This is a genomic window from Vreelandella zhanjiangensis DSM 21076, assembly GCF_000377665.1.
GTDB classification, from domain to species: Bacteria; Pseudomonadota; Gammaproteobacteria; order Pseudomonadales; family Halomonadaceae; genus Vreelandella; species Vreelandella zhanjiangensis.
The window spans coordinates 222,839-237,689 of the sequence record NZ_KB898647.1 but is presented as its reverse complement, the minus strand read 5'-3'; the positions used below and the strand labels follow the sequence as shown (position 1 = coordinate 237,689).

Here is a 14,851-nt window from a genome sequence, read left to right as displayed (position 1 = left end):
TCGCAACGTTCCACTTATTGTTTCAATGCTGATTGGATGCCCCGGCCTAGTACCGGGGCTTTTTTATGGGCTGTTTAATTAGACGACCCAACCGTCATCTCCACAGACCGCGACGCACCATTACATAACCGTCACTAAAAATTTACGAATTTATTACAGTTGCGTACATAACAACGCCATGTTCATGGTTTCCCCCTCGATTTATGGAATTCTTAACAATAGAATACAAATCTCATATGAGAATAAATACCATATGTTAACGCTATTCATAAAAGCACAAAGCAATATCATCTCAAGGGAAAAACATGGCTTATTTTTCACGTCGCGCTTTGGCTAAGGCTGTCAGCCTGTCTTCGATGGCCATCACTGCCGCTGCTATCGCTCAGGAAAACACTTCGCTCGATCCGGTTGTGGTCACTGCCTCGGGCTTTGAGCAGTCCATTGCGGATGCGCCTGCGAGTATTTCGGTGATCAGCGTTGAAGAACTGAACCGTCAGTCCTATAGCGATATTACCGATGCGGTTAAAAATATTCCGGGCGTCTATGTGACCGGTGGGGGTGAAGCGCAGGACATCAGCATTCGCGGAATGGACAATAGCTACACGCTGTACCTGATCGATGGACGCCCCATTTCGGCCGGACGAGCCGTCAATACCAATGGGCAGGACGGAGGCAAACAGATCGGTCTTCCGCCCATCTCAATGATTGAACGTGTTGAAGTCATCCGTGGCCCCATGTCCTCGCTCTATGGCTCGCAGGCAATGGGCGGTGTGATCAACATCATCACCAAACGCGTGCCGGATGAATGGTCGGGCCAGGTGACGACTGAATATACCCACTCGCTCAACGATATCAACAACGACTCGCAACAGATCAGCTTCTATACTGGGGGTGCTCTGATCGAAGGACTGCTCGGCTTACGCGTGCATGGTAGCTGGCGCGGCACGGAAGAGAGTGATTACGAGGGCGGAGGTGACAACGCTGAAAGCACGCCGGACAGCGATACGCGCCAGATCGGCGCCGAACTCGTTTTGACCCCAGATGAGCTGAACGAATACAGCTTCGGCTATACCGCTTCCACCAAAGAATTCACCCACACGCCTGGGCGAAGCGTTCCGGAAATTGACAGCCGAGGCAATCCTGCCAGCGCTAGCACCTATCGCTATGACAAGGATGTATTTACGTTAGGCCATAAAGGCACGTATGGCGCCTTTATGTCAGACACCTACCTGCAGCATGATATTTCAGAGCGGGTAAACACCACTCCCGATGAGAAGCGCGAACAAGTCACCACATTCAATAACCAGTCGACCTACTTCTGGGGCGACCATATGCTGACCTTTGGCGGTCAGTACCGGGTAGAAGATCTGGTCGACGACACCAACGGGCTCCTCGGTAATAGTCCTAACGCCATGCGCAGCGTTGACCGTTGGATTGCCGCGCTGTTCGTCGAGATGGAGTGGAGTCTTACGGATGCCTTCAGTGTCACAACCGGTATGCGTTACGACGACGACGAGCTCTTCGGCGGCCATCTTTCTCCACGTATCTATGCCAACTATCACCTGACGCCCGAGTGGACGTTCAAGGGCGGTGTATCTACCGGCTACTCCCAGCCTGGCCTTGCCGCGGCCACTGAGGGCTTTGGTCGAGGCACCGGTGGTGGTGGTTCTCCGGCCCCCCATGCACGCGCGCTGATTATCGGTAATGAAAATCTCGATCCTGAAACCAGCACCAACTATGAAGCCGGGTTTGTCTTTACCAGCGATGATCGTCGCCTTACTTCAAGCATGATGCTGTTCCATACCCAGTTTGAGGACAAGATCGCGGAAGACCGTTACTGCAACACGGCGAATGCCGATCGCAGCGACCCATCCACCTGGGAGTGCCCCTACGCCGGTAACGAGTATGTGTTCATCAGCACCTACCGCAATATCGACGAAGCGCAAATGCAGGGCGTAGAGTTCACATTCGATTACGACGTTACCCAGGATGTACGCCTGAGCTCCAGCTATACCTATACCGACTCAGAACAGAAATCAGGTGAGTTTGCTGGCGAGCCTTTGAACAAGATCCCCGAGCATATGTTCAATCTCGCGGTGAATTGGCAGGCAACCCCTGAGTTGAATCTGTGGACCCAAGGTAATTATCGCGGTTCCACGAGCGATTACCTGTCACGCACCAGCATGGACGACGGCACGCCAGGGTATGGTTTTGTCGATGCTGGCCTGGTTTATAGCCTGACTGACCGCGCGCAGGTTAAAGCCGGCATCTATAACATTGCCAACAAAGAAGTAACCAACGATGAGTATGGCGTTGTACTGGATGGCCGTCAGTACAACCTGGGCCTTACGTTTGACTTCTAAGGGCTGCTTAACTGGCAGGACATTCTCGGTTCTTTTGCCCCGCTCAACACGGGGCCTTTTCATTTTTATCCAACTTTAATTATAAAATATAGCTAACCGCCAAGCCTGAAATGCATATTATTTGCATCCCCGATGTTAAGTGGCACAATAGACCATCCTTAATTGCTGTGTGATCTGACGATGTACGACTTTGACGAACTCGCTGCTTTCGCTGACGTAATGGCAACCGGTAGCTTGACACGCAGTGCCCAAAAGCTGGGGTTAGCCAAATCGACCCTGAGCCGCCGCATCAGCCAATTGGAAGCGCGGCTCAATCAACCGCTATTAAGGCGCCAGGCTAACCGGCTGATTCCTACTGAAGCTGGCCTACTGTTTCATACGTACTGTACTGAACTGCTGGCAATGGCAAATCACAGCCAAGAAGCCCTGGCGGAGCTGCGCGAAGAGATCAGCGGTCTCGTTACGCTTGAGGCGCATGGCGCATTGGCACGCAGCTGGATGTCAGAAACCGTCAACGCGTTTTTAAATCGTTACCCAAAGGTAGAGCTGGCCCTTCATACACGCGAAACCCCGCCCTCCAAGATGCACAGCAATAGCGTGCACGTGTGGCTTGGCCATACGCACGAATGCGGCCTTAATCAGGAACGGCTCGGCCATTTAACCCGCGGCCTATATGCCAGCCCGCGCTATTTAGCCGGGGCCTGCGCGCTAACCCACCCAGATGAGCTTGAACACCATGCATGGGTTGATTTACTAGATAGCGCACCCAATGGGCTGTTATTAAGCCATTCAGAACATGGCGAGTACCTGTTCACTCCGCCCCGTTCGCGCCTGCGGGTAGATTTAACCGCACTGCATATTGATGCGATTGCCAGTGGCCAGGGCATAGGGCTGCTGCCCCATTGGCTGGTAGAAAGGCGGGAGCAACATCATCCCGGCGATTTAATCAACTGCCTGCCGGGTTGGGAGCCAGCGCCACTGCCTATCACGCTACTTTATGCCTATGGCTATCAGTCTCGGCGCACCAACGCACTGCTTGATTTTCTGCGCGAGCACGCACCAAAGCAGTGGCGTATACCGGTAAGCGCTACTTAATCAATTTATCTATTTACCTTGCCAGTTAGTCTGCTCATTAACGACAATGGGCAACGAACGATTGCCAGGGATCATCAATGCTTGCCGAACTTTTTGCCGTCATGGCCCCCGTACTTGCTGGCGCGGGGCTGGGATTTTTATGGATTCGCCTAGGGCATCCATACCCCGTCGATTTCGTGACCCGCCTGGTTTTCAACATCGGAACCCCTTCGCTTGTACTCGCTTCATTAGCGGGTGCCGACATCGATGCCAGTACCTTTGGTCGCACCATGCTTGCCACCGCGCTGGTGATCATCACGATGGGGATAGCAACGTTCGGTGTTGCCAAGCTGCTGCGCCGTGATTGGCGAGTTCTATTGGCGCCCATGATGTACCCCAATACCGGCAACATGGGCCTTCCCGTGGTGCTTTATGCGTTTGGTAGCGCTGGCTTTGCATATGGCATCACGGCGATGATTACCGTATCGCTGTTTCAGTTCACTCTGGGCGCCGCCCTCCAAAGCCGGGGCAATCCGCTTAAAACCCTGGTCAAGACGCCCACGGTGTACGCCATATTAATGTCTATGGTGCTGCTGCTGACCAATACCTCGTTGCCGCCCTGGCTCGCCAACACCGTGGGCCTCATGTCCGGTTTTACCGTACCGTTGATGCTGATTACCCTAGGCGTTTCTCTAGCAAGTATTCAGGTCAAAAACCTACGCTCAGGGCTTGGCTTTAGCCTGGTGCGTATTCCCCTGGCGGCTGGTGCCGCTTGGCTAATTGCCGGTTGGCTGGGACTTCCGCCGCTCGCGCAGAGTATTTTGGTCGTGCAGATGTGCATGCCAGTGGCCGTGTTCAACTATTTGTTTGCCCAGCGCGCCCAGCGTGAGCCTGCCTATGTAGCGAGTCTGGTATTTTGCTCTACCCTATTAGCACTGTTTTATCTTCCTGTTCTATTGGCTCTATTGATGTAGTCTGGAAGAGCCTTCCCGAAAGGCAATGCGTCACTGCTAAACTAAAAGTCTGGCAACTATCGCTACACTGACCGTTACGAAAACGGTTTTAATAAAGGTTTCAACGACGGTTTCAGTGCGGTCACTTCATTACCGGAGAGCTCTTTTATGCAAGATGCAAACAAGGCTTATGCGCTACCCCGCTGGCTAGCGCCTGGATTTACCACACTCTGCCTAGCTGCAAGCATAAATAGCGCCCACGCAGAAACCGTGGGTGAGGTGGTCCAGAGCGAGTATCTTGATTTTACGATTGAGCGGGTAGCCGGAGATTTTGAACACCCCTGGGCGGTGGCGTTTTTACCGGATGGCCGTTTTCTGGTCAGCGAGCGTAACGGCCAGTTGAATCTGGTTGATGAAGATGGCCAATCACGGACGCTTGAGGGTATGCCCCGCGTCAACCATCACGGTCAGGGCGGGCTGCTGGATGTTGTGCTGCACCCTGGGTTTGGTGACGCCAGCGGCGAGCACGACTGGATTTACTTCACTTGGAGCAAGCCAGACGACAATGGCAGCCGCAGCGCGCTCTCCCGGGTAAAATGGCAGGGTGATGCGCTGGGCGATGTGGAACACCTGTTTGAACAGGACCGCGCATCCGGCCCCGGCCGCCATTACGGTTCACGTATTGCCTGGTTAACCGATGGCACGCTGTTGATGAGCATTGGCGATCGCGGCTCCGACCCGTCAAGAGCTCAGGCACGCGACGATCATGCGGGCTCTACGCTGCGTCTGACGGAAACCGGCGGTGTGCCAGAAGATAACCCGTTTGTCGGCGATGCCGATACCCTGGATGAGATTTACTCCATAGGGAATCGTAATATTCAAGGCATGATCGTACGCAGCAACGGCGAGGCATGGGTAACAGAACATGGCCCGCTTACCGGCGATGAGCTGAATCATATTCAGGCAGGCCTTAACTATGGCTGGCCGGAAGTCACGCTGGGCAACGATTACGCTACCAATGAGCCGCTAGGGGTAGATTCGCACCCCGACATGATCGATCCGCACTACCCTTTTGAAGGCCGCTTTGCGCCCTCAGGTTTGGCGGAAGTCAGTGGCGAGCGCTTTAGCGACTGGGAAGGTGATTTACTCGCCGGTGGCTTAAGTAGTGAGCAACTGCTGCGCCTGCGTCTTGACGGCGAGGAAGTGACGGAAAACGAGCGCCTCCTGGATGGTCAGATCGGCCGTATTCGCGATGTTCGCCAAGGCCCCGATGGTGCAATTTACTTGCTAACTGACGAGAGCCAAGGCAGCCTTTACCGTCTTCTGCCCACAGAGCAACCTTAAAACACTGTGCTTTTCATTGATGAAAGGCTTGATACCCATACGGAAGCAGCATGCGACTTCGTAATTTAATTATATTAACCGTTATCGTACCGCTGTTTGTTGTATTGGTGGTATTCAGCATCGTCGCCATCAAATCGTTGGAAGACAATGTTCGTTCCAAACTGCAAACCGAAGTTGAAATTATTACTCGGGCGCTGAGTACCTCTTTAAGCTATGCCGTCACGCGGGAAAGCCCGACCCCTTTGGAAGAGGCGCTACAGTCAGCGTTCTCTTTTCACCGTATCTATGGCGCCTATGTTTTTGATCTGCAGGGGCGTGAAGTTTACGGGCTGGGGTTAGGCAAGGATCTCTTCACACCCGAGGAGATTCGTCAGGTTATCGAACGTGACGACCTTTACAGCAATTACCGACAGCAAGAGGGCTGGACTTATTACTCAGCCATCACGCCGCTGCGCACCCAAGACGGCACGGTACACGGCGTACTCCAGGTAAACCGTTTGAATACCGGTATCGAGAACTACACTGGGTTCATCAGTATTGTGGCGGTTCTTGTGTTTGTGATTGGTGCGGCCGGTATCGTGTTCAGCATCTGGTGGGGGTTCAGGCGCTATATAGAGCGTCCGCTTAACCGTCTATTGCACGTTATGCTTTTGGTGGAAGACGGTGATCGGAGCCAGCGTGCTACCATAGACGGACCTGCGGAGTATCGTCGGCTGGCCTCAGGCTTAAACGGCATGCTGGACGCCATGGCAGAAAAAGATCGCGATATCGAAGTTAGGCAACACCGAGAGATCGAGCTTGAAAAACGCCTGCGCAAATCCAAGAAACTAGCTGAGCTAGGCGTTTTGGCCGCGGGGGTTGCCCACGAAATCGGGGCGCCGCTGACGGTGATCAACGGACAGGCCCAGCGCTTAGCGCGCCGTGATGTGATTGGCGACGATGAGCGAGCAAAACTGGGGCGTATTCGCAATGAAGTTGAGCGCATTGTTGAAATCGTGCGCCAATTGATGGAATTAGGGCGCCAGCACAATGTCGAAAAAGGCGAACTGGCATTAGATCAACTTATTCAAAACGCCAGCGAGTTAGTGGAAGAGGAGCTGGAGCCAAGAAATATTCGACTGGATGTTGATCTCCCCGTTCCCACCCCCCATTTATTAGCGAATGGTCAGCAAATCGTTCAGGTGCTTACCAATTTATTGCGCAATGCCGCGCAGGCGCCTGAGGTTTCCCACGTTCGCGTTCGAGCGCGCAAGAATGAGCATGAACTAACGCTCTGGGTGGAAGACAACGGGCCCGGGATTCCCGTCGCAAATCATCAGCATGTTTTTGATCCCTTTTTTACCACCAAGCCGGTGGGCCAAGGCAGCGGCTTAGGACTTTCTATGGTGCACCGTATTATCAATGATCACGGCGGTACGATTGGCGTATTTGACAGTACTCTTGGCGGTGCTGGGTTTGAAATCACGCTACCCCTTAGTGAAACCGCATCCGCTTGAGGACAACATTTGTGACCCATCAGGAACACCCTTTACCGTTGTTGGTAGTGGAAGATGACCCCGCGATACGAGAGTTATTAGAAGAAGAGTTGAACGATGCGGGTTATCAAACGCTTGGCGTACCTAGCGCTGAAGAGGCAATTGCACTATTAAGCCATACGCCAGTGGCCATGATGATTACCGATGTGCGCCTGCCCGGAATGACCGGCATTCAGCTGCTTCAACAGCTCCGCCAAAGTGGCAGCGAGCTGGGCATTATCGTGATTACGGCCTTTGGCACGATTGACCAGGCGGTAGAAGCACTCAAGCTGGGCGCGGATGATTTTTTGACCAAGCCGCTTGATCTTGACGCTATTCGTGAAGCCGTCTTTCGGGTGCTGGAGCGCCAGCGCCTGTCGCTCTCTCATGATACGGAGCTCAGCCACTTTCATGGCATTGTGGGCAAAAGTAATGTCATGCAGTCGCTGTTTCATGACGCCTCACGCTTGGCTAAAAGCAATGCCCCCATTTTGATTCTCGGCGAAAGCGGTACCGGCAAGGAGCTACTGGCGCGTGCTATCCATCAGGAAAGCCCTCGCCATGACGCTCCCTTTATAGCGGTCAACTGCGCCAGCATTCCTGCTGATCTAATGGAAAGCGAGTTTTTTGGTCATGTAAAAGGCGCCTTCACAGGTGCTAACGAAGCGCGTAAAGGACTGTTTCATACCGCCCAGGGGGGGAGCCTGTTTCTAGATGAGATCGGAGAAATGCCGATTAATCTGCAGGCAAAGCTGCTCCGTGCGCTTCAGGAAAAAACCGTACGCCCGGTAGGCGGCGAGCGCGAAGAGCCGGTGGATGTGCGCATTATTGCCGCCACGCACCGTAATCTGGATAAAGAAATCGAGCAGGAAAGCTTTCGTAGCGACCTTTTTTACCGGCTGGAAACCTTTTCTTTGCGGATTCCGCCCCTGCGTGAACGGGGCACCGATATTGAACATCTGATTTTTGCGCTTATTGATAAGCACTCAGAAGCGCAGAACAAGCAGATTGAACAAATTGAGCCCGATGCTTTAAATAGCCTTCTGAACTACACCTATCCCGGTAACGTGCGCGAGCTGGAAAACGCGGTGATGCGCGCCGTCACACTTAGCGAAGACGGCATTCTGCAGCACCAAGACCTGCCTGAGCGACTGCGTGAACACGCTTCCCAAGAAACCAGTGTGGAAATCACGCCTACATTAAGCGGTGAGATACTTCCTGGCACACAGCTTCCGGCCCCCTCACCTACCCGCTGGCCAAGCCTTGAGGAAGTAGAAAAGCGCTATATACGTAAAGTGCTTGAAGCAACGGGCGGAAATAAACGCCGTACAGCAGAGCTTTTGGGGATTGCCCGACGCACACTGTATCGGCGTCTTGAAGATACCGAGGAGTAATACTCCTCCTACCTCAAAGGCCAAATTAACCATCGCTAATTTGGCCATTTTTCTTAATGGATCTGGCTAATGGATCAGGTGCCATCTTCTGTAGGGGGAACGCCGTTGGCATCATCATTGGCCATTGGCCCTTGGTTTAGAGGCTCTTCAGGCTCGGGCTGAGCATTCTCATTAGGAGGATTATCCTCGCCACAGCCAGCCAATCCCAGCGTGCTTAACGCAAAAATAGCTGCTAATAGCAGCGCTTTTATGCGGTGCTTATCCATACTCAGTTTATTCATTGTCACCATGTTGCTCTCCTTTGCATATCACAGTGGATATAAGTCCTGATGTTACCAATCAAAAACGTATCCTCGCCCTATCAACATAGCCAAGCCTATCGACGATGCAAGCCGCTAGCCGATATTAAACGAGCATTAAATTAAAGATAAAAAAACCCCCGCGGGCGCGGGGGGAAGGATGATAAACCGTATGGAGCAGCCGCAGGGAACGAACAGCTGAAGCGGCTTATCATCGTAGGGAGCGGTAACTACTTACTTACTCATTACACTTACTGCTTACTGACTATTGGTTAACTCATCGTCATTTTCTTCATTAGCACCGGGCATGGGGTCGGTACCTTCACCAAAACCAGGATCCTCTTGCACGTCTTGAGTACGCGCTTCATCTTCTGGTTGCATGGATTCCTGAGGCACAACTGGTTCTTCATCCATCGCCGAACCAGCCTCATCTGATGACTGTTCAATAGGAGAAGACTCAGTAGGCTCTTGAGTAACGGCTGCATCCTGCTCAGGAGCAATAGTGCCTTGTTCCATAGACTCAGGCTGTTGTGCCGGGGGCATATCATCTTCGTTATCACCACAACCAGCCAGGAGTAAGACACTCGCCGCCGTGGCTGCCATGCACAATGTCATAATGCGCGGACGTTTCATTTTCACACTAACTTGGCTATCCATAAAATCCACCTCCATTAATACTTGTGCAAAACATTTCATTTTGCCTAACTTCGCTTCTACCTAAACCTTGCATCTAGCAGGCCAATCGCGCAATTAAAAATAAAAAAACCTATATATCAATAGCTTATAGAAAACAAAAACCACCTTAAGCGAAAGACTAGCTGGGTGCAAAATGGCACATGTGGCAGTTTATGGCCGCGTTGAAAGGGGCGTTGTGACACAATCACCCCATTTATGTATAATAATTTTTAATAAATAACTAAACATATTCTCTTTTTTTCTTATAACTGCTTTGTGGGACTGCTTTAGATGAGGAAAGATCGGCAATAAAAAGAGAGCATTGAGACAAAGCACCTCATACAAATAAAAGGGATCACGATGGATGAGCAACGTCCTGTCAAAATTAAAGTACGCGGCTTAAGCAAGGTATTTGGTAAACAACCTAAAAGAGCCTTGGAGCTACGCGATCAAGGTCTTAAACGTCCTGACATTCTAGAAAAAACAGGCCAGACATTAGGCCTCTCCAATATATCTTTCGATGTTTATGAAGGTGAGCTACTCGTCATCATGGGCCTTTCGGGCTCTGGAAAGTCGACCCTTATTCGCTGCCTTAACCGCCTGATTGATACAACAGAAGGTGAGATAATCATTGATGGCGAGAATATTCCCACCCTGGGAGAAAAGGCTTTACTGGAGTGCCGCCGCCGTCATTTCTCCATGGTCTTTCAGAATTTCGCGCTTTTCCCTCACCGAACCGTTCAGCAGAATGCAGAGTTTGGACTGGAAATCCGCGGTATCGATAAGACTGAACGTCAGAAGATCGCCCATACCGCGCTCAAGCAAGTGGGCCTGGAGGGCTGGGAAGACGCCTACCCCAACCAGTTATCGGGTGGTATGCAGCAGCGCGTCGGCTTGGCGCGCGCGCTTGCCAACGACTCCAGCGTACTGTTGATGGATGAGGCATTTTCAGCTCTTGATCCATTGATCCGCAAGGATATGCAGCAAGAGCTTTTGCAGCTTCAGACCAAGATGCAAAAAACGACGGTGTTTATCACCCATGACCTGGATGAAGCGCTCAATATTGGCGATCGGATCGTACTGCTTAAAGATGGCGAAGTGGTTCAGATCGGAACCCCTGAAGAAATCCTCACCCAGCCTGCCAATGACTATGTGCGCCGCTTTATCGAAGGGGTCGACCGGGCCCGGATATTAACCGCGGCAAGCGCCATGCGCCCACTGCGCACCACCGCACGCGAGAGCGACGGTCCGCGCACAGCGCTACACCGCATGCGCGAACACGCCATCGACTCTATCTATGTCACTGATCGAGACCGTCGTCTGCTTGGTTTACTTGAAGCCGACGCCGCCAATGCCGCTATCCAGGCTGGGACTGAGAAAATCACCGGCCACCTGACGCAGGACTTTCGCAAAGTCTCCCCTCAGGAGCCGCTGCAGAACCTGTTTGCCATGTTTAGTGAAAAAAGCTTCCCGATCGCCGTGGTAGATGAAGAACAACGCTTACTGGGCGTTGTGGTGAAAGGTGCGGTATTGGATGAATTGGCACGAGCAGGAGAGCAGTAATGGACATTCCTCGTATCCCGCTGGGCAGTTGGATTGAAGGCGGCCTGACTTGGCTGACAAGCGAATACTCCGTGGTTACCCGCGGTATTTCGCGCTTTACACAAACTGGTATCAATACTCTTAACGACGGGTTGATGTGGCTGCCCGAGTGGGCGCTACTGGCGATTATTGCTCTGATTTGCTGGAAGCTCGCGGGCCCTCGTTTAGCCATAGGCGGCGCTGCTGGCCTTGCGCTAATCTGGAACCTGGGTCTCTGGAACCCGATGATCGAAACCCTGACGCTAGTGGTAATTGCAACGCTCGTGGCCGTCATCATTGCGCTGCCGGTGGGTATTGCGGCGGCGCTTTCAGAGCGGCTTTATCGGGTAATCATGCCGCTACTTGATTTTATGCAGACGATGCCTGCGTTTGTTTACCTGATACCGGCGATTCCCTTTTTCGGAATCGGTTCTGTCTCGGCGATTTTTGCCACCGTCATATTTTCCATGCCGCCGGCAATCCGTTTTACAACGCTGGGGATTCGCCAGGTACCCGTCGAGCTTATTGAAGCCGCCGATGCGTATGGCGCTACCCGCAGCCAAAAGTTGTTCAAGGTACAGCTGCCGCTTTCACTACCCACCGTGATGGCGGGCATCAACCAGACGATTATGCTGGCACTTTCCATGGTGGTTATTGCGGCGATGATTGGGGCTGATGGCTTGGGTAGCGAAGTGTGGCGCGCCATTCAGCGACTGCGCCCAGGCGATGGTTTTGAAGCAGGTATTGCCGTTGTTATTCTGGCCATGCTGCTGGATCGCTTAACTCAGTCACTGCGCAGATCTTCTAAGTAACCTAGGCAGCCCATAATACGCAATTAAGATTGGTTGAAGGGTGCGTTAACGCAGATAACTTGATTAGCTAGATTTTCACGACCATGCTGAAACCGCCTTTTGCAAAGGCACTTACTATAAAAGGGAGCAAGTGAATGAAAACCCAAACGTTGAATCGTCGTATTCGCCTAGCCTCGGCAATGCTGATTGCCGGCACTGGTTTGGCAATTGGTGGCGCAGCCCAGGCGCAAGATCAGGAAACGATTAACCTCGCCTATGTCGAGTGGTCGTCAGAGGTAGCCTCTACTAATGTGATAGCCGCCGTGCTTGAACAGGCAGGTTATAACGTAGAAATGACCTCACTTTCCGCGGCGGCCATGTTCCAGGCGCTTTCCACCGGCGATGCCGATGCCATTGTGGCAGCTTGGCTACCCACGACTCATGCTGAATACATGGAACGCATTGGCGATACGGTCGAGGATTTAGGCGCTAATCTTGACGGTACAAAGCTTGGCCTTGTCGTTCCTTCCTATACAGAGGTCGATTCGATCGCTGAGCTGAATGACAATGCAGATATATTCAATAGCGAGATTATCGGTATCGACCCCGGTGCAGGTCTGATGGGACTGACCGAAGAAGTCGTGGATACCTATGATCTTGATCTTCGTTTACGTAGCGGCAGTGACGCCACCATGGTAGCTGCTCTTAGCAATGCCATTAATAACGAAGAAGATATCGTGATCACCAGCTGGACGCCGCACTGGATGTTTGCACGCTGGGATCTTAAGTACCTCGAAGACCCCGAAAACGTATTTGGCGGTGCAGAGCAGATCCACACCGTTGTGCGCAATGGCCTAGAAGACGATATGCCGGAAGCTTATGCAATTCTTGAGGCCTTTGAATGGACCCCGGAACAAATGGGCGAAATTATGCTTATGAATCAGGAAGATGGCAGCGAACCGTATGAAAATGCCAAGCAATGGGTAGAAGATAATCAGGATGTTGTAGAGCAGTGGCTAAATAGCTAAGCGCTTGTCTATCGTGTGCCGGCCCCAGTAAACGCTGTGGCCGGCACGTTTGTTTTAAGAAAGTTCTACAAAAAACAATCTCAAGATAACGGCAATACAACGTTTGTTAATATATAGTTAATCAAAAGCTACACGACGCATACGCGCGTGTTTTCTAATCAAAACGGAGAGGCACTCGTGGATAAGCAAGAACCTAATCACTCCCCGGATGAACCGGGCTCAGAGGGCATTCCTGCTCCTGAGGGGGCAGCAAATCTGATCGATACCGATTATGTGATCGGTCAGGATAATATTACGACCAATAAAATGGGCTTTGACCTTGATTTGCATGGCAAGGTATTCAGCATTTCTGCGGTTGTTGTACTGATATTTGTAGTGTTAACGCTGGCGCTGCAAGACACTATCGCGCCCATATATGACGCCATCTTTAGCTTTTTGACCGGTAATCTATCCTGGTTCTTTATCGCAGCTGCCAACATATTCGTTATTTTATGTATTGGTCTGATTTTCTCCCCGCTGGGTAAAATACGTCTTGGGGGCGCCGACGCCAAACCCGACTATACCTATATGGGTTGGTTCTCGATGCTGTTTGCCGCGGGCATGGGCATTGGCTTAATGTTCTTTGGCGTGAACGAGCCGCTCACTCACTTTGGAACCTCGCTTGAAGGCGGTGCCTGGGCACCACTGGGGGGTGCTGAAGGCGATGCGGCAGCAGCCACATCACTTGCCATGGCAGCGACTATTTACCACTGGGGCCTTCACCCTTGGGCGATTTACGCAATCGTGGCACTTTCGCTAGCCCTGTTCTCGTTCAACAAGGGTTTACCGCTTTCCATGCGCTCGGTGTTCTACCCTATCCTGGGCGAGCGCGTTTGGGGGTGGCCTGGCCACGTAATTGATATTCTGGCGGTATTCGCTTCGCTATTTGGTTTGGCCACGTCATTGGGGCTGGGCGCTAGCCAGGCGGCTGCGGGCCTAACTTATCTGTTTGGCGCGCCGGAAGGCGACATCACGATGATCCTGTTGATTGTCGGTATTACGTTGGTGGCTATCGCCTCCATCGTTGCCGGTGTCGATAAGGGCGTGCAGTTGCTCTCCAAGATCAACATCGCCATGGCGGCGCTGCTGTTGTTCTTTGTGATTGCTGTTGGCCCGACCTTGTTCATTGCGACGGGCTTCTTTGAAAACCTATGGAGCTATGCGGCTAATTTCACCGCGCTTTCAAATCCGTTTGGTCGCGAAGATGCTAACTTCAGCCAAGGCTGGACAGCCTTCTACTGGGCCTGGTGGATCTCCTGGTCACCGTACGTCGGCATGTTTATCGCCCGCGTATCACGTGGCCGCACGGTTCGTGAGTTCTTGATTTCCGTACTTATTATACCGTCAATGGTATCAGTTCTGTGGATGACCACGTTTGGCGGCACGGCGATCGATCAATATGTGAGCCAGGGTATTAACGCCGTGCGTGATGCGGGCGTCGACCTGCAGCTGTTCATCATGCTGGAGCAGCTACCGCTGTCACAAATCACGTCCTTCATCGCAATCCTGTTGGTAATTGTGTTCTTTGTGACCTCATCCGACTCAGGCTCTCTCGTCATTGACTCGATTACGGCGGGCGGCAAAGTGGATGCTCCAACGCCACAACGCGTGTTCTGGGCGATTATTGAAGGCGCCATTGCCATTGCCCTGCTGCTGGGTGGCGGGTTGACGGCACTGCAAACCATGGCGGTTTCCACCGGGTTCCCGTTCACCATAATCTTGCTGGTGGCGTGCTACGCGATCATCAAAGGGTTGATGAGCGAACCCAAAGCGGTGTAATAAATCTACGCGTACGA

At 52.3% G+C, this 14,851-nt stretch carries 12 protein-coding genes; 10 read left to right on the top strand and 2 right to left on the bottom strand.

Features of this window, described 5'->3' with window-relative positions:
• Window positions 1–305: 305 nt before the first annotated feature.
• From D467_RS0105310 to D467_RS0105285, 6 genes are all read left to right on the top strand, one after another.
• A complete protein-coding gene (locus tag D467_RS0105310; RefSeq protein WP_018916475.1) occupies window positions 306–2,363 on the top strand; it encodes a TonB-dependent receptor domain-containing protein in 2,058 nt (685 codons plus the stop codon).
• A 180-nt stretch (window positions 2,364–2,543) separates the two neighbouring features.
• Entirely contained in the window at window positions 2,544–3,458 is a 915-nt protein-coding gene (locus D467_RS0105305) for a LysR family transcriptional regulator (RefSeq protein WP_018916474.1), read from the top strand.
• Window positions 3,459–3,535: 77 nt separating this feature from the next.
• A complete protein-coding gene (locus D467_RS0105300; RefSeq protein ID WP_018916473.1) occupies window positions 3,536–4,411 on the top strand; it encodes an AEC family transporter in 876 nt (291 codons plus the stop codon).
• A 147-nt stretch (window positions 4,412–4,558) separates the two neighbouring features.
• Window positions 4,559–5,734 (top strand): PQQ-dependent sugar dehydrogenase, encoded by a 1,176-nt coding sequence (locus D467_RS0105295; protein ID WP_018916472.1) that lies wholly within the window; start codon window positions 4,559–4,561, stop codon window positions 5,732–5,734.
• A gap of 50 nt (window positions 5,735–5,784) precedes the next feature.
• Window positions 5,785–7,230 carry a sensor histidine kinase gene (locus D467_RS0105290; RefSeq protein WP_018916471.1) on the top strand — a complete coding sequence of 482 codons (1,446 nt, stop codon included), beginning with the start codon at window positions 5,785–5,787 and terminating at the stop codon, window positions 7,228–7,230.
• 11 nt (window positions 7,231–7,241) lie between these two features.
• On the top strand, window positions 7,242–8,642 hold the full coding sequence (locus D467_RS0105285) for a sigma-54-dependent transcriptional regulator (protein ID WP_018916470.1): 1,401 nt from the start codon (window positions 7,242–7,244) through the stop codon (window positions 8,640–8,642).
• 74 nt (window positions 8,643–8,716) lie between these two features.
• On the opposite strand, the gene D467_RS0105280 is transcribed toward D467_RS0105285, so the two are convergent.
• Together D467_RS0105280 and D467_RS0105275 are read right to left on the bottom strand one after the other, a co-directional pair.
• Window positions 8,717–8,932 (bottom strand): hypothetical protein, encoded by a 216-nt coding sequence (locus D467_RS0105280; RefSeq protein ID WP_018916469.1) that lies wholly within the window; start codon window positions 8,930–8,932, stop codon window positions 8,717–8,719.
• A 267-nt stretch (window positions 8,933–9,199) separates the two neighbouring features.
• Window positions 9,200–9,598: a Clp protease/crotonase-like domain-containing protein gene (locus tag D467_RS0105275; protein WP_018916468.1), complete on the bottom strand. Its 399-nt coding sequence runs from the start codon at window positions 9,596–9,598 to the stop codon at window positions 9,200–9,202.
• Window positions 9,599–9,976: 378 nt separating this feature from the next.
• Here D467_RS0105275 and D467_RS0105270 point away from each other — a divergent pair, with 378 nt between their 5' ends.
• From D467_RS0105270 to D467_RS0105255, 4 genes are all read left to right on the top strand, one after another.
• On the top strand, window positions 9,977–11,179 hold the full coding sequence (locus D467_RS0105270) for a quaternary amine ABC transporter ATP-binding protein (protein WP_018916467.1): 1,203 nt from the start codon (window positions 9,977–9,979) through the stop codon (window positions 11,177–11,179).
• The gene (locus D467_RS0105265; RefSeq protein ID WP_018916466.1) at window positions 11,179–12,009 is read left to right on the top strand and encodes an ABC transporter permease; all 831 of its coding nucleotides are present in this window, start codon (window positions 11,179–11,181) and stop codon (window positions 12,007–12,009) included. Before D467_RS0105270 ends, D467_RS0105265 begins: the two co-directional genes overlap by 1 nt.
• Window positions 12,010–12,143: 134 nt before the next feature.
• Window positions 12,144–13,016 carry a glycine betaine ABC transporter substrate-binding protein gene (locus D467_RS0105260; RefSeq protein ID WP_018916465.1) on the top strand — a complete coding sequence of 291 codons (873 nt, stop codon included), beginning with the start codon at window positions 12,144–12,146 and terminating at the stop codon, window positions 13,014–13,016.
• Window positions 13,017–13,193: 177 nt separating this feature from the next.
• Window positions 13,194–14,834: a BCCT family transporter gene (locus D467_RS0105255; protein WP_018916464.1), complete on the top strand. Its 1,641-nt coding sequence runs from the start codon at window positions 13,194–13,196 to the stop codon at window positions 14,832–14,834.
• Window positions 14,835–14,851 lie beyond the last annotated feature (17 nt).

Excerpts from the sequence above, each read along its gene's own strand:
- D467_RS0105265 (WP_018916466.1), top strand. The coding sequence starts at position 11,179 with ATGGACATTCCTCGTATCCCGCTGGGCAGTTGGATTGAAGGCGGCCTG.
- D467_RS0105300 (WP_018916473.1), top strand. The coding sequence starts at position 3,536 with ATGCTTGCCGAACTTTTTGCCGTCATGGCCCCCGTACTTGCTGGCGCG.
- D467_RS0105295 (WP_018916472.1), top strand. The coding sequence starts at position 4,559 with ATGCAAGATGCAAACAAGGCTTATGCGCTACCCCGCTGGCTAGCGCCT.
- D467_RS0105280 (WP_018916469.1), bottom strand. The coding sequence starts at position 8,932 with ATGGTGACAATGAATAAACTGAGTATGGATAAGCACCGCATAAAAGCG.
- D467_RS0105305 (WP_018916474.1), top strand. The coding sequence starts at position 2,544 with ATGTACGACTTTGACGAACTCGCTGCTTTCGCTGACGTAATGGCAACC.
- D467_RS0105270 (WP_018916467.1), top strand. The coding sequence starts at position 9,977 with ATGGATGAGCAACGTCCTGTCAAAATTAAAGTACGCGGCTTAAGCAAG.
- D467_RS0105275 (WP_018916468.1), bottom strand. The coding sequence starts at position 9,598 with ATGGATAGCCAAGTTAGTGTGAAAATGAAACGTCCGCGCATTATGACA.
- D467_RS0105290 (WP_018916471.1), top strand. The coding sequence starts at position 5,785 with ATGCGACTTCGTAATTTAATTATATTAACCGTTATCGTACCGCTGTTT.
- D467_RS0105260 (WP_018916465.1), top strand. The coding sequence starts at position 12,144 with ATGAAAACCCAAACGTTGAATCGTCGTATTCGCCTAGCCTCGGCAATG.
- D467_RS0105310 (WP_018916475.1), top strand. The coding sequence starts at position 306 with ATGGCTTATTTTTCACGTCGCGCTTTGGCTAAGGCTGTCAGCCTGTCT.